The sequence below is a fragment of the Pseudomonas purpurea genome (genome assembly GCF_039908635.1).
GTDB classification, from domain to species: Bacteria; Pseudomonadota; Gammaproteobacteria; order Pseudomonadales; family Pseudomonadaceae; genus Aquipseudomonas; species Aquipseudomonas purpurea.
Genome location: NZ_CP150918.1, coordinates 2355080 through 2369233 on the forward strand (window position 1 = coordinate 2355080; position 14154 = coordinate 2369233).

At 61.6% G+C, this 14154-nt stretch carries 13 protein-coding genes and 1 pseudogene; 1 reads left to right on the forward strand and 13 read right to left on the reverse strand.

Annotated features, from left to right (window positions below; all coding sequences use genetic code 11):
* Positions 1 to 177: 177 nt before the first annotated feature.
* From AABM54_RS10720 to AABM54_RS10735, 4 genes are all read right to left on the reverse strand, one after another.
* Positions 178 to 1638 (reverse strand): GDL motif peptide-associated radical SAM/SPASM maturase, encoded by a 1461-nt coding sequence (locus AABM54_RS10720; protein ID WP_347905368.1) that lies wholly within the window; start codon positions 1636 to 1638, stop codon positions 178 to 180.
* Between the two features lie 145 nt (positions 1639 to 1783).
* The gene (locus tag AABM54_RS10725; protein ID WP_347905370.1) at positions 1784 to 2365 is read right to left on the reverse strand and encodes a DUF1842 domain-containing protein; all 582 of its coding nucleotides are present in this window, start codon (positions 2363 to 2365) and stop codon (positions 1784 to 1786) included.
* A 54-nt stretch (positions 2366 to 2419) separates the two neighbouring features.
* A complete protein-coding gene (locus AABM54_RS10730; protein ID WP_347905371.1) occupies positions 2420 to 3052 on the reverse strand; it encodes a DUF1842 domain-containing protein in 633 nt (210 codons plus the stop codon).
* Positions 3053 to 3087: 35 nt separating this feature from the next.
* Positions 3088 to 3276 (reverse strand): DUF1843 domain-containing protein, encoded by a 189-nt coding sequence (locus AABM54_RS10735; protein WP_347905373.1) that lies wholly within the window; start codon positions 3274 to 3276, stop codon positions 3088 to 3090.
* 353 nt (positions 3277 to 3629) lie between these two features.
* On the opposite strand from AABM54_RS10735, the gene AABM54_RS10740 reads away from it, so the two are divergent.
* The gene (locus AABM54_RS10740; RefSeq protein WP_347905375.1) at positions 3630 to 4328 is read left to right on the forward strand and encodes an alpha/beta hydrolase; all 699 of its coding nucleotides are present in this window, start codon (positions 3630 to 3632) and stop codon (positions 4326 to 4328) included.
* Positions 4329 to 4389: 61 nt separating this feature from the next.
* Here the strand turns inward: AABM54_RS10740 and AABM54_RS10745 are convergent, their stop codons facing one another.
* From AABM54_RS10745 to AABM54_RS10785, 9 genes and pseudogenes are all read right to left on the reverse strand, one after another.
* The gene (locus AABM54_RS10745) at positions 4390 to 4998 is read right to left on the reverse strand and encodes a hypothetical protein (protein ID WP_347905377.1); all 609 of its coding nucleotides are present in this window, start codon (positions 4996 to 4998) and stop codon (positions 4390 to 4392) included.
* Between the two features lie 44 nt (positions 4999 to 5042).
* Positions 5043 to 6077 (reverse strand): hypothetical protein, encoded by a 1035-nt coding sequence (locus AABM54_RS10750; RefSeq protein WP_347905378.1) that lies wholly within the window; start codon positions 6075 to 6077, stop codon positions 5043 to 5045.
* A 292-nt stretch (positions 6078 to 6369) separates the two neighbouring features.
* Positions 6370 to 7057: pseudogene (locus AABM54_RS10755) on the reverse strand (N-acetyltransferase).
* An 87-nt stretch (positions 7058 to 7144) separates the two neighbouring features.
* Positions 7145 to 7936, reverse strand: coding sequence for a ChbG/HpnK family deacetylase (locus AABM54_RS10760; RefSeq protein ID WP_347905380.1), 792 nt, complete (start codon positions 7934 to 7936; stop codon positions 7145 to 7147).
* Complete coding sequence (locus tag AABM54_RS10765; RefSeq protein WP_347905381.1) at positions 7908 to 9113, reverse strand: GNAT family N-acetyltransferase; 1206 nt, start codon at positions 9111 to 9113, stop codon at positions 7908 to 7910. Before AABM54_RS10765 ends, AABM54_RS10760 begins: the two co-directional genes overlap by 29 nt.
* 5 nt (positions 9114 to 9118) lie before the next feature.
* Positions 9119 to 9808: an N-acetyltransferase gene (locus tag AABM54_RS10770; protein ID WP_347905382.1), complete on the reverse strand. Its 690-nt coding sequence runs from the start codon at positions 9806 to 9808 to the stop codon at positions 9119 to 9121.
* A gap of 99 nt (positions 9809 to 9907) precedes the next feature.
* Positions 9908 to 11845: a hypothetical protein gene (locus tag AABM54_RS10775; protein ID WP_347905383.1), complete on the reverse strand. Its 1938-nt coding sequence runs from the start codon at positions 11843 to 11845 to the stop codon at positions 9908 to 9910.
* Positions 11842 to 13146, reverse strand: a complete 1305-nt coding sequence (locus AABM54_RS10780) for a lipopolysaccharide biosynthesis protein (protein WP_347905385.1) — start codon at positions 13144 to 13146, stop codon at positions 11842 to 11844. Before AABM54_RS10780 ends, AABM54_RS10775 begins: the two co-directional genes overlap by 4 nt.
* On the reverse strand, positions 13146 to 14147 hold the full coding sequence (locus AABM54_RS10785) for a polysaccharide deacetylase family protein (protein ID WP_347905387.1): 1002 nt from the start codon (positions 14145 to 14147) through the stop codon (positions 13146 to 13148). Before AABM54_RS10785 ends, AABM54_RS10780 begins: the two co-directional genes overlap by 1 nt.
* Positions 14148 to 14154: the final 7 nt, after the last annotated feature.

The following is a 14154-nucleotide window of genomic DNA, read 5'->3' on the forward strand; positions in this document are numbered from 1 at the left end:
CAGGAACGCCGGGATCAGGGTTTACGCTCCACGACGGGTGAATGATTGTGTGACGTGTTGCGTTGGTCGGCCACTGCGGAGCGCCCATTCAGTATCGCTGGCCTCGGCCAGAGAGCCGCTACCGTTTGTCCCGTGCGAGGGGCGTGCGCCGGGCGCCCCTCGTGGTTAGCGCCTGCACTACATCGTGTTTTGCGGTAACCCCAGCAACCCCTTGAGGGTGTTCATGATGGCTAGTTGCCGGGCACGGTCGGCCTGATGCAGGGCTTCTTTTTCGCCCACATCGGCGGCGCAGTGGGGGCAGATCACTTCGTGTTCATGGATGTATTGCAGGCAGCCACGGCATAGCGCCAGTTGCGTAGGCAGCCGTCCCTCCTCGGGAGAGGATTGGCCCTGGTTCAGCCAGGCCAGTTTGATCACTTGCCCGCTGTCGCTGACGCTCGTGACCTTCTCGCCGGTGTCGATACGTTCGGTGATCAGGTCGAAACGCCCGACGGCGAAGGAGGCAGGCGCGGCGTCCTCCAGTTTGAGGATGCGCTCGCGCAGCCCCTGTTTTTGCAGGTCCAGCGCCCGGTAATGGCAGTACGGATTATTGCCGGGCTTGCCGAGCAGGGAATGAGAGGTCCAGGTGCAACCGCCACGGCAGACATCGTTGTAATAACAACTGCGGCAGTAACCCCAGAGGTCATCGACCCCTCGCAGGCGACCAAAATGCATGCCTTCGCTGTAGTGCCAGATGTCGTGCAGGCTCATGTTGCGCACGTTGCCTCCGGAGAAACCGACCGTCGCCAATGACGGGCAGCCTTTCACTGTGCCGTCGGCTTCAAGCGCCAGCACGGTTTGCCCGGCCGCGCAGCCTGTCCAGTGCACGCGTTCGTCACCAAAGCCGCGCCACATGTGCTCATAAGGGCCGTAGTAGCCGATGTTGTTGCCCACGTTCATCAGCAACCCGCGTTCAAGGCCCTCGCGGTAGAGGCGCGCAAGCAAGGGCATCACTTCGAGCAATTGGTAGGGTTGCAGCAGCAGTTCCGGGTGATCCACGGCATTGCCCATGGCGACGGTCAGTTGGATCTGCCAGTGCGTGGCCCCGACGTCGATGATCACCTCCATCAGCGCCGGCAAATCGGCCAGGGTCGCGGCGCCAATCTGGGTGTTGACGCTGATGGCCAGCCCGGCCTGTTTGGCGCGCCGCAGGGTGTCCACGGCCTTGTCGAACGAGCCGGGAACGTTGCGTACCGCGTCGTGCATCGGGGCCAGGCCATCGAGCGAGACGCCCACGCCATTGAGTCCGGCGTCCACGGCGGCCTGCATCTTCGCAGGCGTCAGGTTGCGTCCGCCGGTCTGGATCGCGCAGTACATGCCGTGGTCATGGATGGCCTGGATGAGTCGGGTCCAGTCCTTGCGCAAATAGGCTTCACCACCGATCAGGGTGATTTCGCGGGTGCCGAGGGCTGCCAGTGAGTCGATCACCTCCAGGCATTCCTGGGTACTCAACTCGTCGGGTCGTCGATGGCCGGCGCGTGAGCCGCAGTGCAGGCATTTGAGGTCACAGGCCAGGGTGATTTCCCAGACCACATGGACGGGGACGTAGCGCTTGAGGTCGTTTTCACTGAGGTAGCGAGCGGGGAGACTGTCTGACATGGGAAATCCTTGCGCGCAGGCTGGGCGCGGCACCAATCCATGGAGTGTGTGCGCCGTTCCAGGCATCGAGGGCGCAATCGGATTGACCTCGGGTGTTGAGAGAATCCGGGCCTGGCCATGGGGGGCCGAGCCCGGGTATGACGGGCTAGCGAGCTTCCAGACGGGCGATTTCTGCGTGCAGCTGCTCCAGCGCGTTGCGCAAGGCACCGCTGTGGGCCAATTGCTGTTCACCCTGGCTCACCACGGCTTTGAGTTGCGCCAGGTCACCGCTGGCTTGCGCTTGCTGTACCGCGACGGCGTAGAGCGGCAAGTGAGGATGGTGCGGATGCTCCGGGTGCAGGGCCGGGGCCTGGCTGACAGCTGCGTGCTTCACTGTAGTCCAGTGGTCCTGATCGTAGTACTTGTAGCTGGCAAAACCGCTGGCCCAATCGGCACCTAAGATGCCGCGCAGGTCAAAGGTTTGGGCGATTTGGCTGTAAGGGCCGCTTGGGCTGCCATCCAGGGTGAGGATGATGTGGTTTTCCGCCTCGGGGATCAGTTTGGCCTCGGAGTACTCACCCCATACACGGGCACGGAAGTTCAACGGTGGGTAGGTGCTTTGGAAAATGCTGGCCACACCGCTGACTTTCTTGTTGACGGTGTCCACCAGCAGATCCAGGGTTAAAACCGGTGCGCCGAGTAGCGAGTTGGTGACGCTGAGGCGCGTGTGAAAAAGTCCAATTGACATGGTGCAACTCCCTTAATTTGTATTCAGGACAAGCCAGGCAGGTTGAGTTGCCGGTTAGCGGCGTTCCAGCCGGCTGATTTCACCCTTGGCGGCCTCAAGCGCACTCTGTAGCTGTGGTTGCTGGTCCAGTTGTTGTTTGGCAAGGCTCGCCAGACTTTTCATCTGGGCCAGGTCACCGCTGGCAATGGCACTCTGAATCGGCGCGGCGTACAGCGGCATGATCGGCGAATAGGCCGGAATCACCGGGCCGGGCTCCAAAGGCAGTGAATGGGCGTAGGAGGGCACGGATTCGATGAGATGGGCGGGAGCACTGACCTTGACCCACCGCTGACCATTGAAGTACTCGTAGTTGGCGACGCCTTCTTTCCAGTCGCTACCGACCACCATATGCAACTTGAAATTCACGACAGAGTTCGAGCCTGAGCCGCCCTGGTTACCTTGAGCGGTGATCAGGATTTTGCTGACACCGGGTTTCATGACGGTCAGGTAGGTGTATTCACCCCAGACATCGGAATGTACATCCAGTGGCGGGTTGGTTGCCTGAGTGATTGCAGCAGTGCCGCTGACCGTTTGCTCGGGTGTGAAAACCAAAAGATTGAGTGCCAGGTTTTGCGCACCTGCAGCCGAAGTGCCAATTCGATAGCAGAGTGGGAACAAACCGACAGCGTGCTGATTGGAATCAGACATAATTGCCTCCATTGCAATAGATAGTGGATACAGCGTTAGTGCTTTTCCAAACGCGCGACTACCGCTGATAACTCCTCGTAAGCAGCTTTTAGTTCTTTGGGTTCTGTGGCGGAAACTTCGCGCTGTTTCAGCAAGGTTTTCATTTGCGGCAGGTCGCCTGCCGAGATCGCGCTTTGAATAGCAGTCCCATAAGGGGGCATGGTGTGGCGGGGCGTATTGCTCATGACGTTCCCTTCCGTGGTATGAAAAAAAACGCTGCTTGAGTCAGCAGTTCATGGAGTTAAGCAGTCATCAATAATTATGCAATATGGGCGGATCAAATAACGTCGTATGTTTTTTAGTTGTTGGGCTATCAATTTCGATAAGTGTTCAATGGCTGTTTATATAGTGTGTTTGGCTATTATGAATGTCGGTGAGAATTAATTCCTCATAAAGAAGTGATGCTGTTATAGCTAATTGAGTTGCCAGTGGGGTATCGTTTGATTTTTATCTGTAAAATCACCGGCGGTTGAAACACTATAAGCGGTGAAAAAAGAGGTGGTCCGTACTTCCTGTCAGTCATATTGGGAGCAACCTGATGAGCGATACACCGACGATTGTATTGGTACATGGTTTTTGGGGCGGGGCTGCACACTGGAGCAGGGTGATTGGCGAGCTGGTACGGATGGGGCACACGTCCATTCGTGCGGTGGAGCTGCCGCTGACCTCGCTGGCAGACGACGCAGAACGCACGCGCAAGATGATCGCCCAGCAACAGGGGCCGGTGCTGCTGGTCGGGCACTCGTATGGTGGCGCGGTGATTACCGAGGCGGGTGACCAACCCAATGTAGTGGGGCTGGTGTACATCGCGGCATTTGCCCCGGACGCCGGAGAGAGTCCCGGCGGGATCACGCAGGAGCATCTGCCGGTAGCGGCGGCCAACCTGTTGCCGGACAGCGATGGTTACCTGTGGGTCAAGCCTGAGCTGTATCACACAAGCTTCTGTCAGGATCTGCCCGAGGCCGAGGGGAAGGTGATGGGCATCACCCAGAAAGCACCGCTGGCCAGTACCTTTGGCGACACGATCAGCAACCCGGCCTGGAAGAAGAAACCGTCGTGGTATCAGATCTCCAGCGAGGACCGGATGATTGCACCGCAAAATCAGCAGCGGATGTCTGCCCGGTTGAACGCCAGAAAGGTTATTACTTTGACGGCGAGCCATGCCTCGCTGGCGTCGAAAGCGCCTGAGGTGGCTGCCCTCATTGATGAAGCGGCCAGGGAATCAGTGAAGGCGTAACGCGCAGGTATCAATCAGGCCCGGCCTTGCGCCGGGCCTGATCGTTTTTGGATATTGGCCGTTAACCGGGCACCAGAGTGGTGGGTAACGCATTGGCACCAATGCACATCGTCAACTGGCGACCGTCCTTGTCGTGGGCGCAGTCGGGCAAGGGCTCGCGCAACGCGAGGTACAAGGGCAAGCCCAGGAACAGCGCGATGAACACGCCCGCGACGACTGTCTTCAACTGCACGATAAGGCGAACCCCCGAAGGCGGTTTCTTGCGCTTGGGGATAAATATGACGCTGAGTAGCAACAGTGCCCCGAGCAGTATGTCGCGACTGATGTCCTCGGGCGTTGGCGAGAGCAGCAAATTCCCCAGCGCATTGTCCGGGTAGTTGAAGTACCACCAGGTGCCCATGACCACTGGAAAGACGCCGGCCGCTATCCACGCAAGCCGATAGCCTGGCAGCCGCAGCACGATCGCCAGCAGCAGCCCGATGGCGGCGATTGCCCAGCGGATGAGAGCCACTAGAAAATCGAAGCCCCCGGCAAACATGATACCGCCAGCGTTCGTCGGTTTTATCAGTTGCCAACTATAGTATCCGAGGTTGGCGATGATCCCGCCTATCGCTATCAGACTCAGCGCGTAGTACAGCCATATCCATCCTGAAACCTTGGTGCGAAGCATGGTGTGGGTCTTCCGTGAGGGGAAAAAACGTTGATCCGACAGGCTCAGGGCTGTTCGGCGGGAGGGGTTTGCGCAGGCTCGGCCATTCGGCGTAACTGAACCCCGGAGCGTCGAGAGTGGGTCGTGATGGTCTTCCCGGCCCCGCGGAGTTCACTGGAGGTGCTGACGCTACGGTTGAGGTTGAAATCAGCCATCTCCATCCAGTCGCTCAATGTTGCCGAGTAGGAAAAGCCGTAATAGTGCTCGCCATCTTGGCGTCCTTCGCGGGTGTGATAGCGGACGGTGGCGTGGGCTGAGTCCATGACCCCGGTGGCATCAAACGGCATTGGGCGCATCTCGCCTTTGAGGGGGCAGGTGCCTTGCCAGTTCGCGGTGTTCCCGACCAGGCGTTGCTCACGGCTGGGAAACAACAGGCAGAACATCAACTCGGCGTCTTGGGGGGTAAGGACATCGAGCAGTTCGGCGACGTATTGCTCGCGGTCCGCGCGTTTGTCTGTCTTCAGTTTTTTCAGCGACGGGTCCAACTGCTCCAGGCGCGGGTAGTTGTGCAGGCTGTCGAAACTTCCATCGGGTTTGAGGCGAATCTGGAAGGACTGCCGGGTCAATGTCTTGAGTACATTCAGTGTGTCGTTGAGCGGATGGTCGGGAGACTTCAGCCCAGGATGAACGAGCTGGAGTTCCAGGTCGGCGGTGTCGTCCATTTCGGCAACCGGCTCGCGGGTGTCCAACGTGAACATCAAGGGACCGACTGCTTCGGCGATCACGACGTAGGGGATTTTACCTTCCAGCATCCACCGGCCATCCGGCAGGCGTTGGGCCGTGAGTGTCAGGCCAAAATCCATCGCGCCTTCCTTGGCGAACTGGCCGCCATAAGGGCTCATTTTCGTTTCGCGCAATTGCGAGATTTCGGCCCGATACTCGACAGTCGAACCGTCCTTGCCGGTTTTGGGAAACTCGATGATTGACGGCGCCTGGGAGGGCGGCGGGGCCGAAGGTGATTCCTCACAGCCACTCAGCAAGGCCAGAAGCGCGCCCGTCAGGGCCAGTTGCCCGAGGCGGGTCATACGAGGGGATTTCACTGATGTCGATCCTTGTTCAGAAAAACGGATTACGTGCTGCACCGGGTGCGATCCATCAAGCGGTCTGTGGGAGAGGGCGCTTTTTGCGTACCGGGAAAACCAAGTCAAGCCGCCGTTCAATGCGCAGACCTACGACTGAAAGGCCTGATGATCGGGGTTTTTGAGGGCGCGTAGCATGAAGGGAATTGTTCCCTTGCTCAACCGGCGATGTGGGGGGACGTGATTCAGAGGGACCTGTGTCGGCCCGCGCCCTGGACTGCTCAGGTCCAGGGCGCGGGCCGGCGTCGAGGATTCAGGACGGTGCGGTGACCACAGCCGGAGCCGGTTTACGCAGCGGCTCGAGCCGCGAGCCGGTGTAGCGGCTTTCGCGAAACAACCGCCAGCGGCCGAACAGCCCGTACACGTGAGTGACCCGTCCCTGTTCGTGATAACCCATGCGGATGTGCAGCTTGAGGGCCGGGATGTTGCCGGTTTCGCACACGTCCACCACCTTGTCGCACCCCTGGGGCCTGCATCGCCGCCCAGAGGTTGACCTGCACATCCACCGACAGACACGTGCCGAAGTAGGGCCTGGCCATTTCACCGCCGAATTCGAAGAACTCGCCCGGCTTCACCGGGAACCAGCAGCCATAGTAATGGCGGTCGTGATAGTCGCGTTTGCTGCCCCAGATGAACGCTACGGCGTTGCCTTCCGCATCCAGGTACATGTGACCGGTGTAGTCCTCGGCGGCCAGTTCGCGCATGGTTTCGACCCGGTCACCAAAATGTCTGGCGAATGCGTCGGCGTTCTCCGGGGTGATGGTGACCTGACGCAGCCCTTCGTACGGTCGCAATGTGTGAGGGGGCACCGGGCTGAGCAGGTCGCGCTCCATCCAGAGCAGTTCCCGGTGGATAAACACATAGCGCTGCCAGAAGGTCTGGAAAGTACGACGCAAGCCTTTTTGCCTGATCCGGTCCTGGAGTTTCTGCAATACGCTCATAAAGCCTCCTGATTGGGCTTGGCGGTACGGAGGGCAGCGAAGTGAGCGGTGCACACGGGGCTGCTCAGCGGGGTAATTGACGAGGGGTTACTGCACGGCCGACTCCGACGTTGCAGGCACTCTGATCGCTGCGCTGTAAGCCACCCGGGATACCCCGGCCAGACGCCTTTCAAGCAGGGCGCTGAGGGATTCGCCGTGGTTCAGATAGGCATCCCCGAAGTCCTCGCCGAGGTTGTTGGGGTGGGCGACGATCTCCAGTAAACCGTCGGTCGGCGGCGCGGCATTGCGCAGGTCGACCGGGGTGCAGACGTAGTCGGCGGTGGCACCGGCGAGGCTGCGCAGTCGACGATTGAGCAAGGTTTTGAACAGGCGTTTGGGCACGCTGAGGTTTTGCCCCAGGTTGCGCGCCAAGCGTACGGGTACGCCTTGCCGGGCGGCAAACCGGGCAACGATCTCACCGACGGGCCAGATGTTGTGGACGTGTTGGTGCGAGTCCAGATGGCTGGGGCGCATGCCATGATCCAGGCAATGTTGCCACTGCGCCGAAAGTTCCTGGCGCACCGCCTCGCTGTCGGCGCGGCTGAGCCAGAGGCGGTGGCGGGGCAGGTTCAAGTCGAATTCACCTTGGCTGTTGCAGAAGGTCCTGCGTTGCACGATTGCCTGGCTGAGCGGCCGGCCATAGGTGAGGTTGAAATGCAGGCCGACTCGCCCTTTGAGCAACGGCTGTTGTGCCAGCGCACAGGCCGCTTCGAACGCCGGCATATTGGCCATGGCGGTGGCGGAACTGATGACCCCGGCCTGGAACGCCCGCAGGATCACGGCGTTTTCGCTGGGGCTGAGGCCGAAGTCGTCAGCGTTGACTATGACGTGGTGAGGCATGTTCGTCCTCCTGCCGGGAAGTGGATGGCGCATTCCGGGCATCGGCCACGGGCGCGACGGCTGCCGGTTGGCCCGGGTGTCGGGCGCGCCATCGTTGCAGTCGTGGTTTGAGGTGATGCCAGAGCCGCAAGCCCAGCCCCAAAAAAAGGCCACCAGGGCGCCACGAATAGAAACTCCAGCGCCAGTGTTCGAGTTGGCCGGTCATGCGTTCATGCAGTTGATGGCTGGAATTTTCCAGGCTGACCCGCGAGGCGTCGATCCATCGCCAGTGTTCTTCAAGCCCCCAGCGGATCCACTCTTCGAGCAATACCCGGCCGCTGCCCAGGTCGGCGTATTGCGGCAAAAACGCCAGGTTGTAGTCATAGAGCCGACCCTGCTCCAGCAGCCCGAGGCGATAGCTGATGCAACGTCCCTCAAGCTCCAGCACCACCACCCGCACCAGGTTTTGGCCAGCGAGGGCGGTGAAGGCGTCTTCGATCCATCGTCGGTGGCGGGCGTCAGAAAAAATCCCGACGCCTTCATCGCCTTTCCAGCTGACCGCTTCAACCTCGCTCAATGCACGCAGTAACGGACCCATGGTCGTCGCGTCCGGTGTCAGGCGTTTGACTTGCGCACCGCACGCGGCAATACGCTTGCGTGCGCGGCGCAGTTTGTAGCGCGGATCACCGCAGACTTCCTGATGGTCGCTGTCGCTGATCAGGTGCACCGGCACCCGACAACTGAGGCGTCGTTCGCCGGTCGAGCTGAGGGGCATCCATTGGGCCAAGGTACTTTCTTCACCGGTGGGCTCCGACAGTTCGTTGAGTTGCAACAGCGCGTGGGGCATGTGTCGACGGATCTCCCCCAGGGCCTGGCGGGTGTGCGCCGCGTCCAGCGAACTGAGCAATGCAATGCGATCAGCCAAGGGATAACCGAGGTGGTGCAACACGCGAAACGCCAGCCCGGCGAAGCGCTCGCGGGACGCCACCAGTGGCAGGCACAGGCTCAATCGCTCGTCCTCCCAGGCCAGCAACACCTGCAAGCGTTGGTCTGCGGTCAACGCGTGTTCGGCCGCGCAGAGCCAGGCCAATGAGTTGAACGGCGTGTGGTCCGTCACGTCCAGGCGCAAGGTCTCGTAGGCGTTCGCCGGAAAATCCTCGGCGCACAGCGATGCCCGCCATTCAAATCGCACGGCCATGACGATCAGGCCGCCGGTGCAGTGACAGGTGGCTGCGCAGGTTTGCGCAACCCGTCAAGCCGCGATCCGCTGTAGCGGGTTTCGCGGTAGAAGCGCCAGCGTCCGAACAGCCCGTATACGTTCATGATCCGTCCTTGCTCCTGATAGCCCATGCGGATGTGCAGTTTGAGGGCCGGGATGTTGTGGAACTCACAGACATCCACCACTTTGTTGCAGCCTTGTTCCTGCATGGCTTTCCACAGGTTGAGCTGCAAATCCACCGACAACGTGGTGCCCCAGTAGGCACGCGTCAGCTCGCCGCCGAATTCGAAAAACTCGCCAGCCTTCACCGCAAACCAGCAGCCGTAGTAATGACGGTCATGGTAGTTGCGCGCGCTACCCCAGATGAATGCCGCCGCGTTCCCTTGATCGTCCAGGTACATGTGCCCGGTATGACCTTCGGCGGCCAGTTCGCGCATGGTTTCAATGCGATCGCCAAAGTACTTGCCGAACGCCTCGACGTTGCTTGTGGTGATGGTTTCCAGGCGCAGCGGCGGGTAGGGCTTGAGGTTATGCGGCGGCACCGGGCTGACCAGGTCGCGCTCCATCCAGAGCAGTTCCCAGTGGAAAAACACATAGCGCTTCCACAGCGTGTTGAAGGTTGCACGCAGGCCTTTTTGCTTGATGTGCTCATTGAGTTTCTGCAATGCGCTCATGGTGCCTCCTGATGGGACAGGTCGCTGGAAGAGCAGCCACGCCGGATTCACGCAAGGCGTGGCCAGCGGACCGCAAGGCAAAGCGTTCAGTGGAGCGTTTCATGAGTCGCTCCAGCTCAGGGCAAACAGGGTCTCGCCGGGCAGTTCAAAACTCAGTTGGCCCTGCTGACAGTGAAAGGTGGCGGGCCGACTGCGACTGTCGGCGCCGAAATACACCAGCGTGCCTTTACCCGGTTGGCACGCGGCATCGCCGCCGCTGAGGCTGACGTGTTGCAGGCGCGTGCCTTTGTTCACCCCCAGCAGGCTGCGTTGCTGAAGCGTCGACATGGCCAGCACATCGACCTCGAATGCGTCGTTGTCCAGGCGCAGGACCTTGTCCAGCCAGTGCTGCTGAATGAACTGCTGGGCCAGTCCGACGGGCTTGAGCTCGAAGCGGTTCTCGCCCAGCACCCGCAACATGCCTTTGGGGTATTCGGCTTCGTCGGCTGCCTGGAACCAGTTGAGCATGTCCAGCAGGCCGTCCTGGGCCGAGTTGATGGCCACCGACGCCCACCACAATGAGGCGAAATGGGTTTCCTGATCGTAGGGGCTCAGGCTCGAACCGCTGGAGATATTGGTCTGGTCCAGCAACAGCGCCTTGCGTGGCCGGCCTTGCGAATCGAGGCCCACCAGCTCGGCGGCGCGGCGCACGCTGTCGCGGTAGACCCGGGTGGCGAGCAGGTCGCGGATCATCCAATCGTGCCAGGCCAGGGCATCGATGCTGTCACCGGACTCGGCCAGCAACCGCTTCGCCCATGCCAGGCCGCGTTTGTCTGACGCGTTATCGGCTAAAGGGCCGTTGATCAGCCGTGAACTGGCCGGCATGGCGATGCGCACGCCAGCCTTGAAGTTGGCGGGGTTGCTGCGCACTTGACGCGCCATGCTGGTGAAGAGGCTGCGGTACTGGGCGAAGTCCGGGTAATTGAGGTTCGGCTCATCGGCGAAGGCAATGTAATGCAATCCCTTGCCGCCCAGGGCACGGGTGCCAGCGAGCCAGGCGTCGAGGCCGGCGTTGCTTATGGCGTCGGGGCGCAGGTCGGACTTGCGCTGGGTGCCGGCCAGCAGGGTGATGTCCTGGGTGATGCCGAAACGGTCTTGATAGAGCTGACGGAAACGGTCTTCGTAGTGGGGCTCTCTGGCCGTCACGTCGACAAAACTGTAATAGCTCCCGGCCTTGGGCTTAAGGGCATCGAGCACCGGGAAACTGGCGGGCGGCGGCAGCACGTAGGGCAGGGCGAGACCCAGGTCCGGCGTGTTGCCCTTGACCTCGCTGTGCAGGGTGAGCCGGGTCTGGCCGTCGTCCTGGCGCAAGGGTTTGAGCTGCTGCGGCGTTTGCGCGAACAGATTCGCGGTGCCGTCGAGCCAGAACGCCACTTTGCCGTTGCCTTGCAGGCGCAGGCGCCAGACTTGCTCGACCACGTCGCTGGGCAGCGCCAGTTGATCGAACTGCCAGTAACCGCGATAAGGCTTGAGCGTCAGGCTGAGTGATTTGCCATCGGCCACGCGCTGCGCTTGCAGGGCGCCGACCCCACCATGGAATTTGCCGGCGAGCACCGCGTGTTCACCGGGAGCAATCTTGAAATAGAGCTCGTCACCGTCGTGGGTTTCAGCGCTGAAGTGAACCTTGGCGGGGGCGAACAGCGCGACGGTTTGCTCATCGTGTTGCACCCGATAGCGGCGGAAACTGTAGCCGGGTATCTCCAGCCGATAGCTGGCGGCGCTGGGCGCCAATGGCCAGCTTTGACTGCCTCGGGTTTCATCGGCACTGATCAGCCGTTCGCCTTGTAATGCGCCCTGACCGTCGAGCAGGTACAGGTGTTCTTCGTTGGCGTCGGCCTGCCACGCCGGCACCCAGCTCACCGTCAGGGTGTCGGCACGGCTGGGTTGCAGGTAGAGGCTGCCATCGCGAATCTCGGCCCAGCGCATCGGCGCGGCGTGAACGCTCAGCCCCAGGCTGGCAGTCAGGCTGAGCGTCAACAGCCGTGTCAGGCTGTTCATGCCGATTTTCGCGCGAGCATCTGGCGCACCGGGGCCAGGTCGCTGGGCAGGACGATCAGGGTTTGCCAGACCGATACACCGCTGAGTCGGCAATACAACACCAGCAACGCGACGGTCACCGCCAGGTAGGCAATGGACGAGGCCGCCGCCGCCCCGACGATGCCATAGGGAGGAATCAGCAGCAGGTTCAGCGCGAGGTTGAGCAGCGCCCCGAGGCCCATCAGCAAGGAAATACTGCCGGGCCGGTTTTTGCCCAGCAGGTCCAGGCGCAGGATGCTCGCGTAACACAACCCCAACAGCCCCGGCAGCAGCGCGAGCAAGGCCGGGTACGCGGGCTGATAGGCCACGCCGAACAGGGTGACGATCAGCCATTCACCGATCAGCGCCATGCTCAGGCAGGCGCCCAGCATCACCGTGGCGGTCAGGCGCAAGGCCAGTGGGGTCAGGCGCTCGATGCCCTGTTCCTGTTGCAGCAAGCGTTTCATCAGGGGCGTGGTCACCGCTTCCGGAACGATCAGCAGCAACTCGGCGGCGGCGCTGGCCATGGCGTAATGACCCAGCGCGGTGCTGCCGAGCAGGGCGCCGATAAACAAGTAGTCGGAACGCAGGATGACTTGCTGGAACAGCAGGTCCGGATGGCTGCGGGCACTGTAGCGCAGCAGTTCGTTTTGCCCGGCGCGGTCCCATTGCAACTGCAACGGGTTGTCGCGTCGCAGCCAGACCCAACCGGCCAGCACCACCAGGCTGATGCCCGCCAGCCAACTGATCAGCGCCGCTTCCAGCGCGGCGCTTTTCCACATCCAGAACAGGGCCAGAAACAACAGCAGTGGTGCCAGCGATTCGATCAGCCGCAAGGCGTTGAACGCGACCACCCCGCCAGAGGCATTGTGCAGGGTCAACAGGCCGCTCTTGAGCACGGTCAGCGGGACGGCCAGCAGCAACAGCCAGGCCAGCAAGCCGAGTTGGGTGGTGATGTCCAGTTCACTGCCGAACTCGCGTACCAGCGCCACGACCAGCAGCGTCAGCAACGCAGCCAGCAGACATCCGAACACCAGCACTTGGCTGAGCAGCAGCCCCATCGGGCGTTGTTGCGCCGCCTGATAGCCGACCGCCGAATTCAGCCCGCCGCTGGTGGCCGCGCTGATCAGGTCCGGCAGTGTGCTGAGCAGGGCGAACAGCCCACGCTCGCTAGGCCCGAGGATCCGCGCCAGCAATACGTTGCGCAGCAAACGCAGGCCGATCATCGCAAGCTTGGTGCCCATGCTCAACGCCAGGTGCTTGAGGTAATGGTTGCGGTTCATCAGCGACTCCCCTGGCTGATGCGCCAGGCCAGCAACTCGGGGCGACTGGCATTGCGCTGGCTGACGCCGAAGCGTGGCAACGCCAGTGGATCGCCGGTGCCGCGGTAGAGGCCGGTGCCGGTGCCCAGCGCGAAGGGATAACGGTGCGCGGCTAAGCGCTGGCGAACCCGTTGGTCGTGGTCACCGTTGGGGTAGCAATAGACCGGCAGCGGTTGCTGGCAGCCCAGTTGCAAGGCCGCGTGGCTGCGGCTCAGTTCTTGTTCCAGGCGCGCATCATCAAGGCCGGTGAGGATCGCATGGCTGGCACCGTGGGGGCCGAAGCTGATCAGGCCGGAGTCTTCCAGAGCGCGCACTTGCTGCCAGTCCAGCGCCTGGGGCAATGACTCTTGTGGACACGCGTCGGTGAGGTCGCTGAGCACGTCGGGCGCCAGAGACTTCAGACGCTGAAGATAATGCGCCAATGCCAGGCTGCGGCGTTGTTCGTCGACCTCGTCGAGAAACGTCGTCGGCAACGGTCGTTCGACACGTTGCAGCTGTTCGACCAGGTGTTGGCGCGGGCCGTCGCCGTGGCTGCCCCAGAGGGTTTCACCCAGGCTTTCCCACCAGAAGCGCTGGCGGCTGCCGATGAAGTCCGTGGACAGAAAGATACTCGCCGGCACTTGATGTTTTTGCAGCAACGGGAAGGCGTTCAAGGCGTTGTCGCGCCAGCCATCGTCGAAAGTCAGGGCCACACGTGGGCGGCTTGAGGCCGGGGCGCCGGGTTGCAACAGCTCCATCAGCGACACGCAATCGAAATAGCGTTTCAACCAACCCAGCAAGTGGTCGAACGCCTGGGGGCCGACGCACAGTTCATTGCGGTGGGGCAGTGCTGCCGCACGGTCGTCGGCCAGCACCCGGTGCAACATCAGGATCACCCCGGCGCCACGCAATTGACGGCGGCCCAGGGGAGAGTTCAGGTACAGCCAACCGCTGGCACGCTTGATACTGGTCTTGATCGGCATGTCAGCC

Bases quoted from the DNA above. Each gene is read 5' to 3' on its own strand.
- AABM54_RS10720 (WP_347905368.1), bottom strand. From the start codon at position 1,638: ATGTCAGACAGTCTCCCCGCTCGCTACCTCAGTGAAAACGACCTCAAG.
- AABM54_RS10725 (WP_347905370.1), bottom strand. From the start codon at position 2,365: ATGTCAATTGGACTTTTTCACACGCGCCTCAGCGTCACCAACTCGCTA.
- AABM54_RS10730 (WP_347905371.1), bottom strand. From the start codon at position 3,052: ATGTCTGATTCCAATCAGCACGCTGTCGGTTTGTTCCCACTCTGCTAT.
- AABM54_RS10735 (WP_347905373.1), bottom strand. From the start codon at position 3,276: ATGAGCAATACGCCCCGCCACACCATGCCCCCTTATGGGACTGCTATT.
- AABM54_RS10740 (WP_347905375.1), top strand. From the start codon at position 3,630: ATGAGCGATACACCGACGATTGTATTGGTACATGGTTTTTGGGGCGGG.
- AABM54_RS10745 (WP_347905377.1), bottom strand. From the start codon at position 4,998: ATGCTTCGCACCAAGGTTTCAGGATGGATATGGCTGTACTACGCGCTG.
- AABM54_RS10760 (WP_347905380.1), bottom strand. From the start codon at position 7,936: ATGCCTCACCACGTCATAGTCAACGCTGACGACTTCGGCCTCAGCCCC.
- AABM54_RS10765 (WP_347905381.1), bottom strand. From the start codon at position 9,113: ATGGCCGTGCGATTTGAATGGCGGGCATCGCTGTGCGCCGAGGATTTT.
- AABM54_RS10770 (WP_347905382.1), bottom strand. From the start codon at position 9,808: ATGAGCGCATTGCAGAAACTCAATGAGCACATCAAGCAAAAAGGCCTG.
- AABM54_RS10775 (WP_347905383.1), bottom strand. From the start codon at position 11,845: ATGAACAGCCTGACACGGCTGTTGACGCTCAGCCTGACTGCCAGCCTG.
- AABM54_RS10780 (WP_347905385.1), bottom strand. From the start codon at position 13,146: ATGAACCGCAACCATTACCTCAAGCACCTGGCGTTGAGCATGGGCACC.
- AABM54_RS10785 (WP_347905387.1), bottom strand. From the start codon at position 14,147: ATGCCGATCAAGACCAGTATCAAGCGTGCCAGCGGTTGGCTGTACCTG.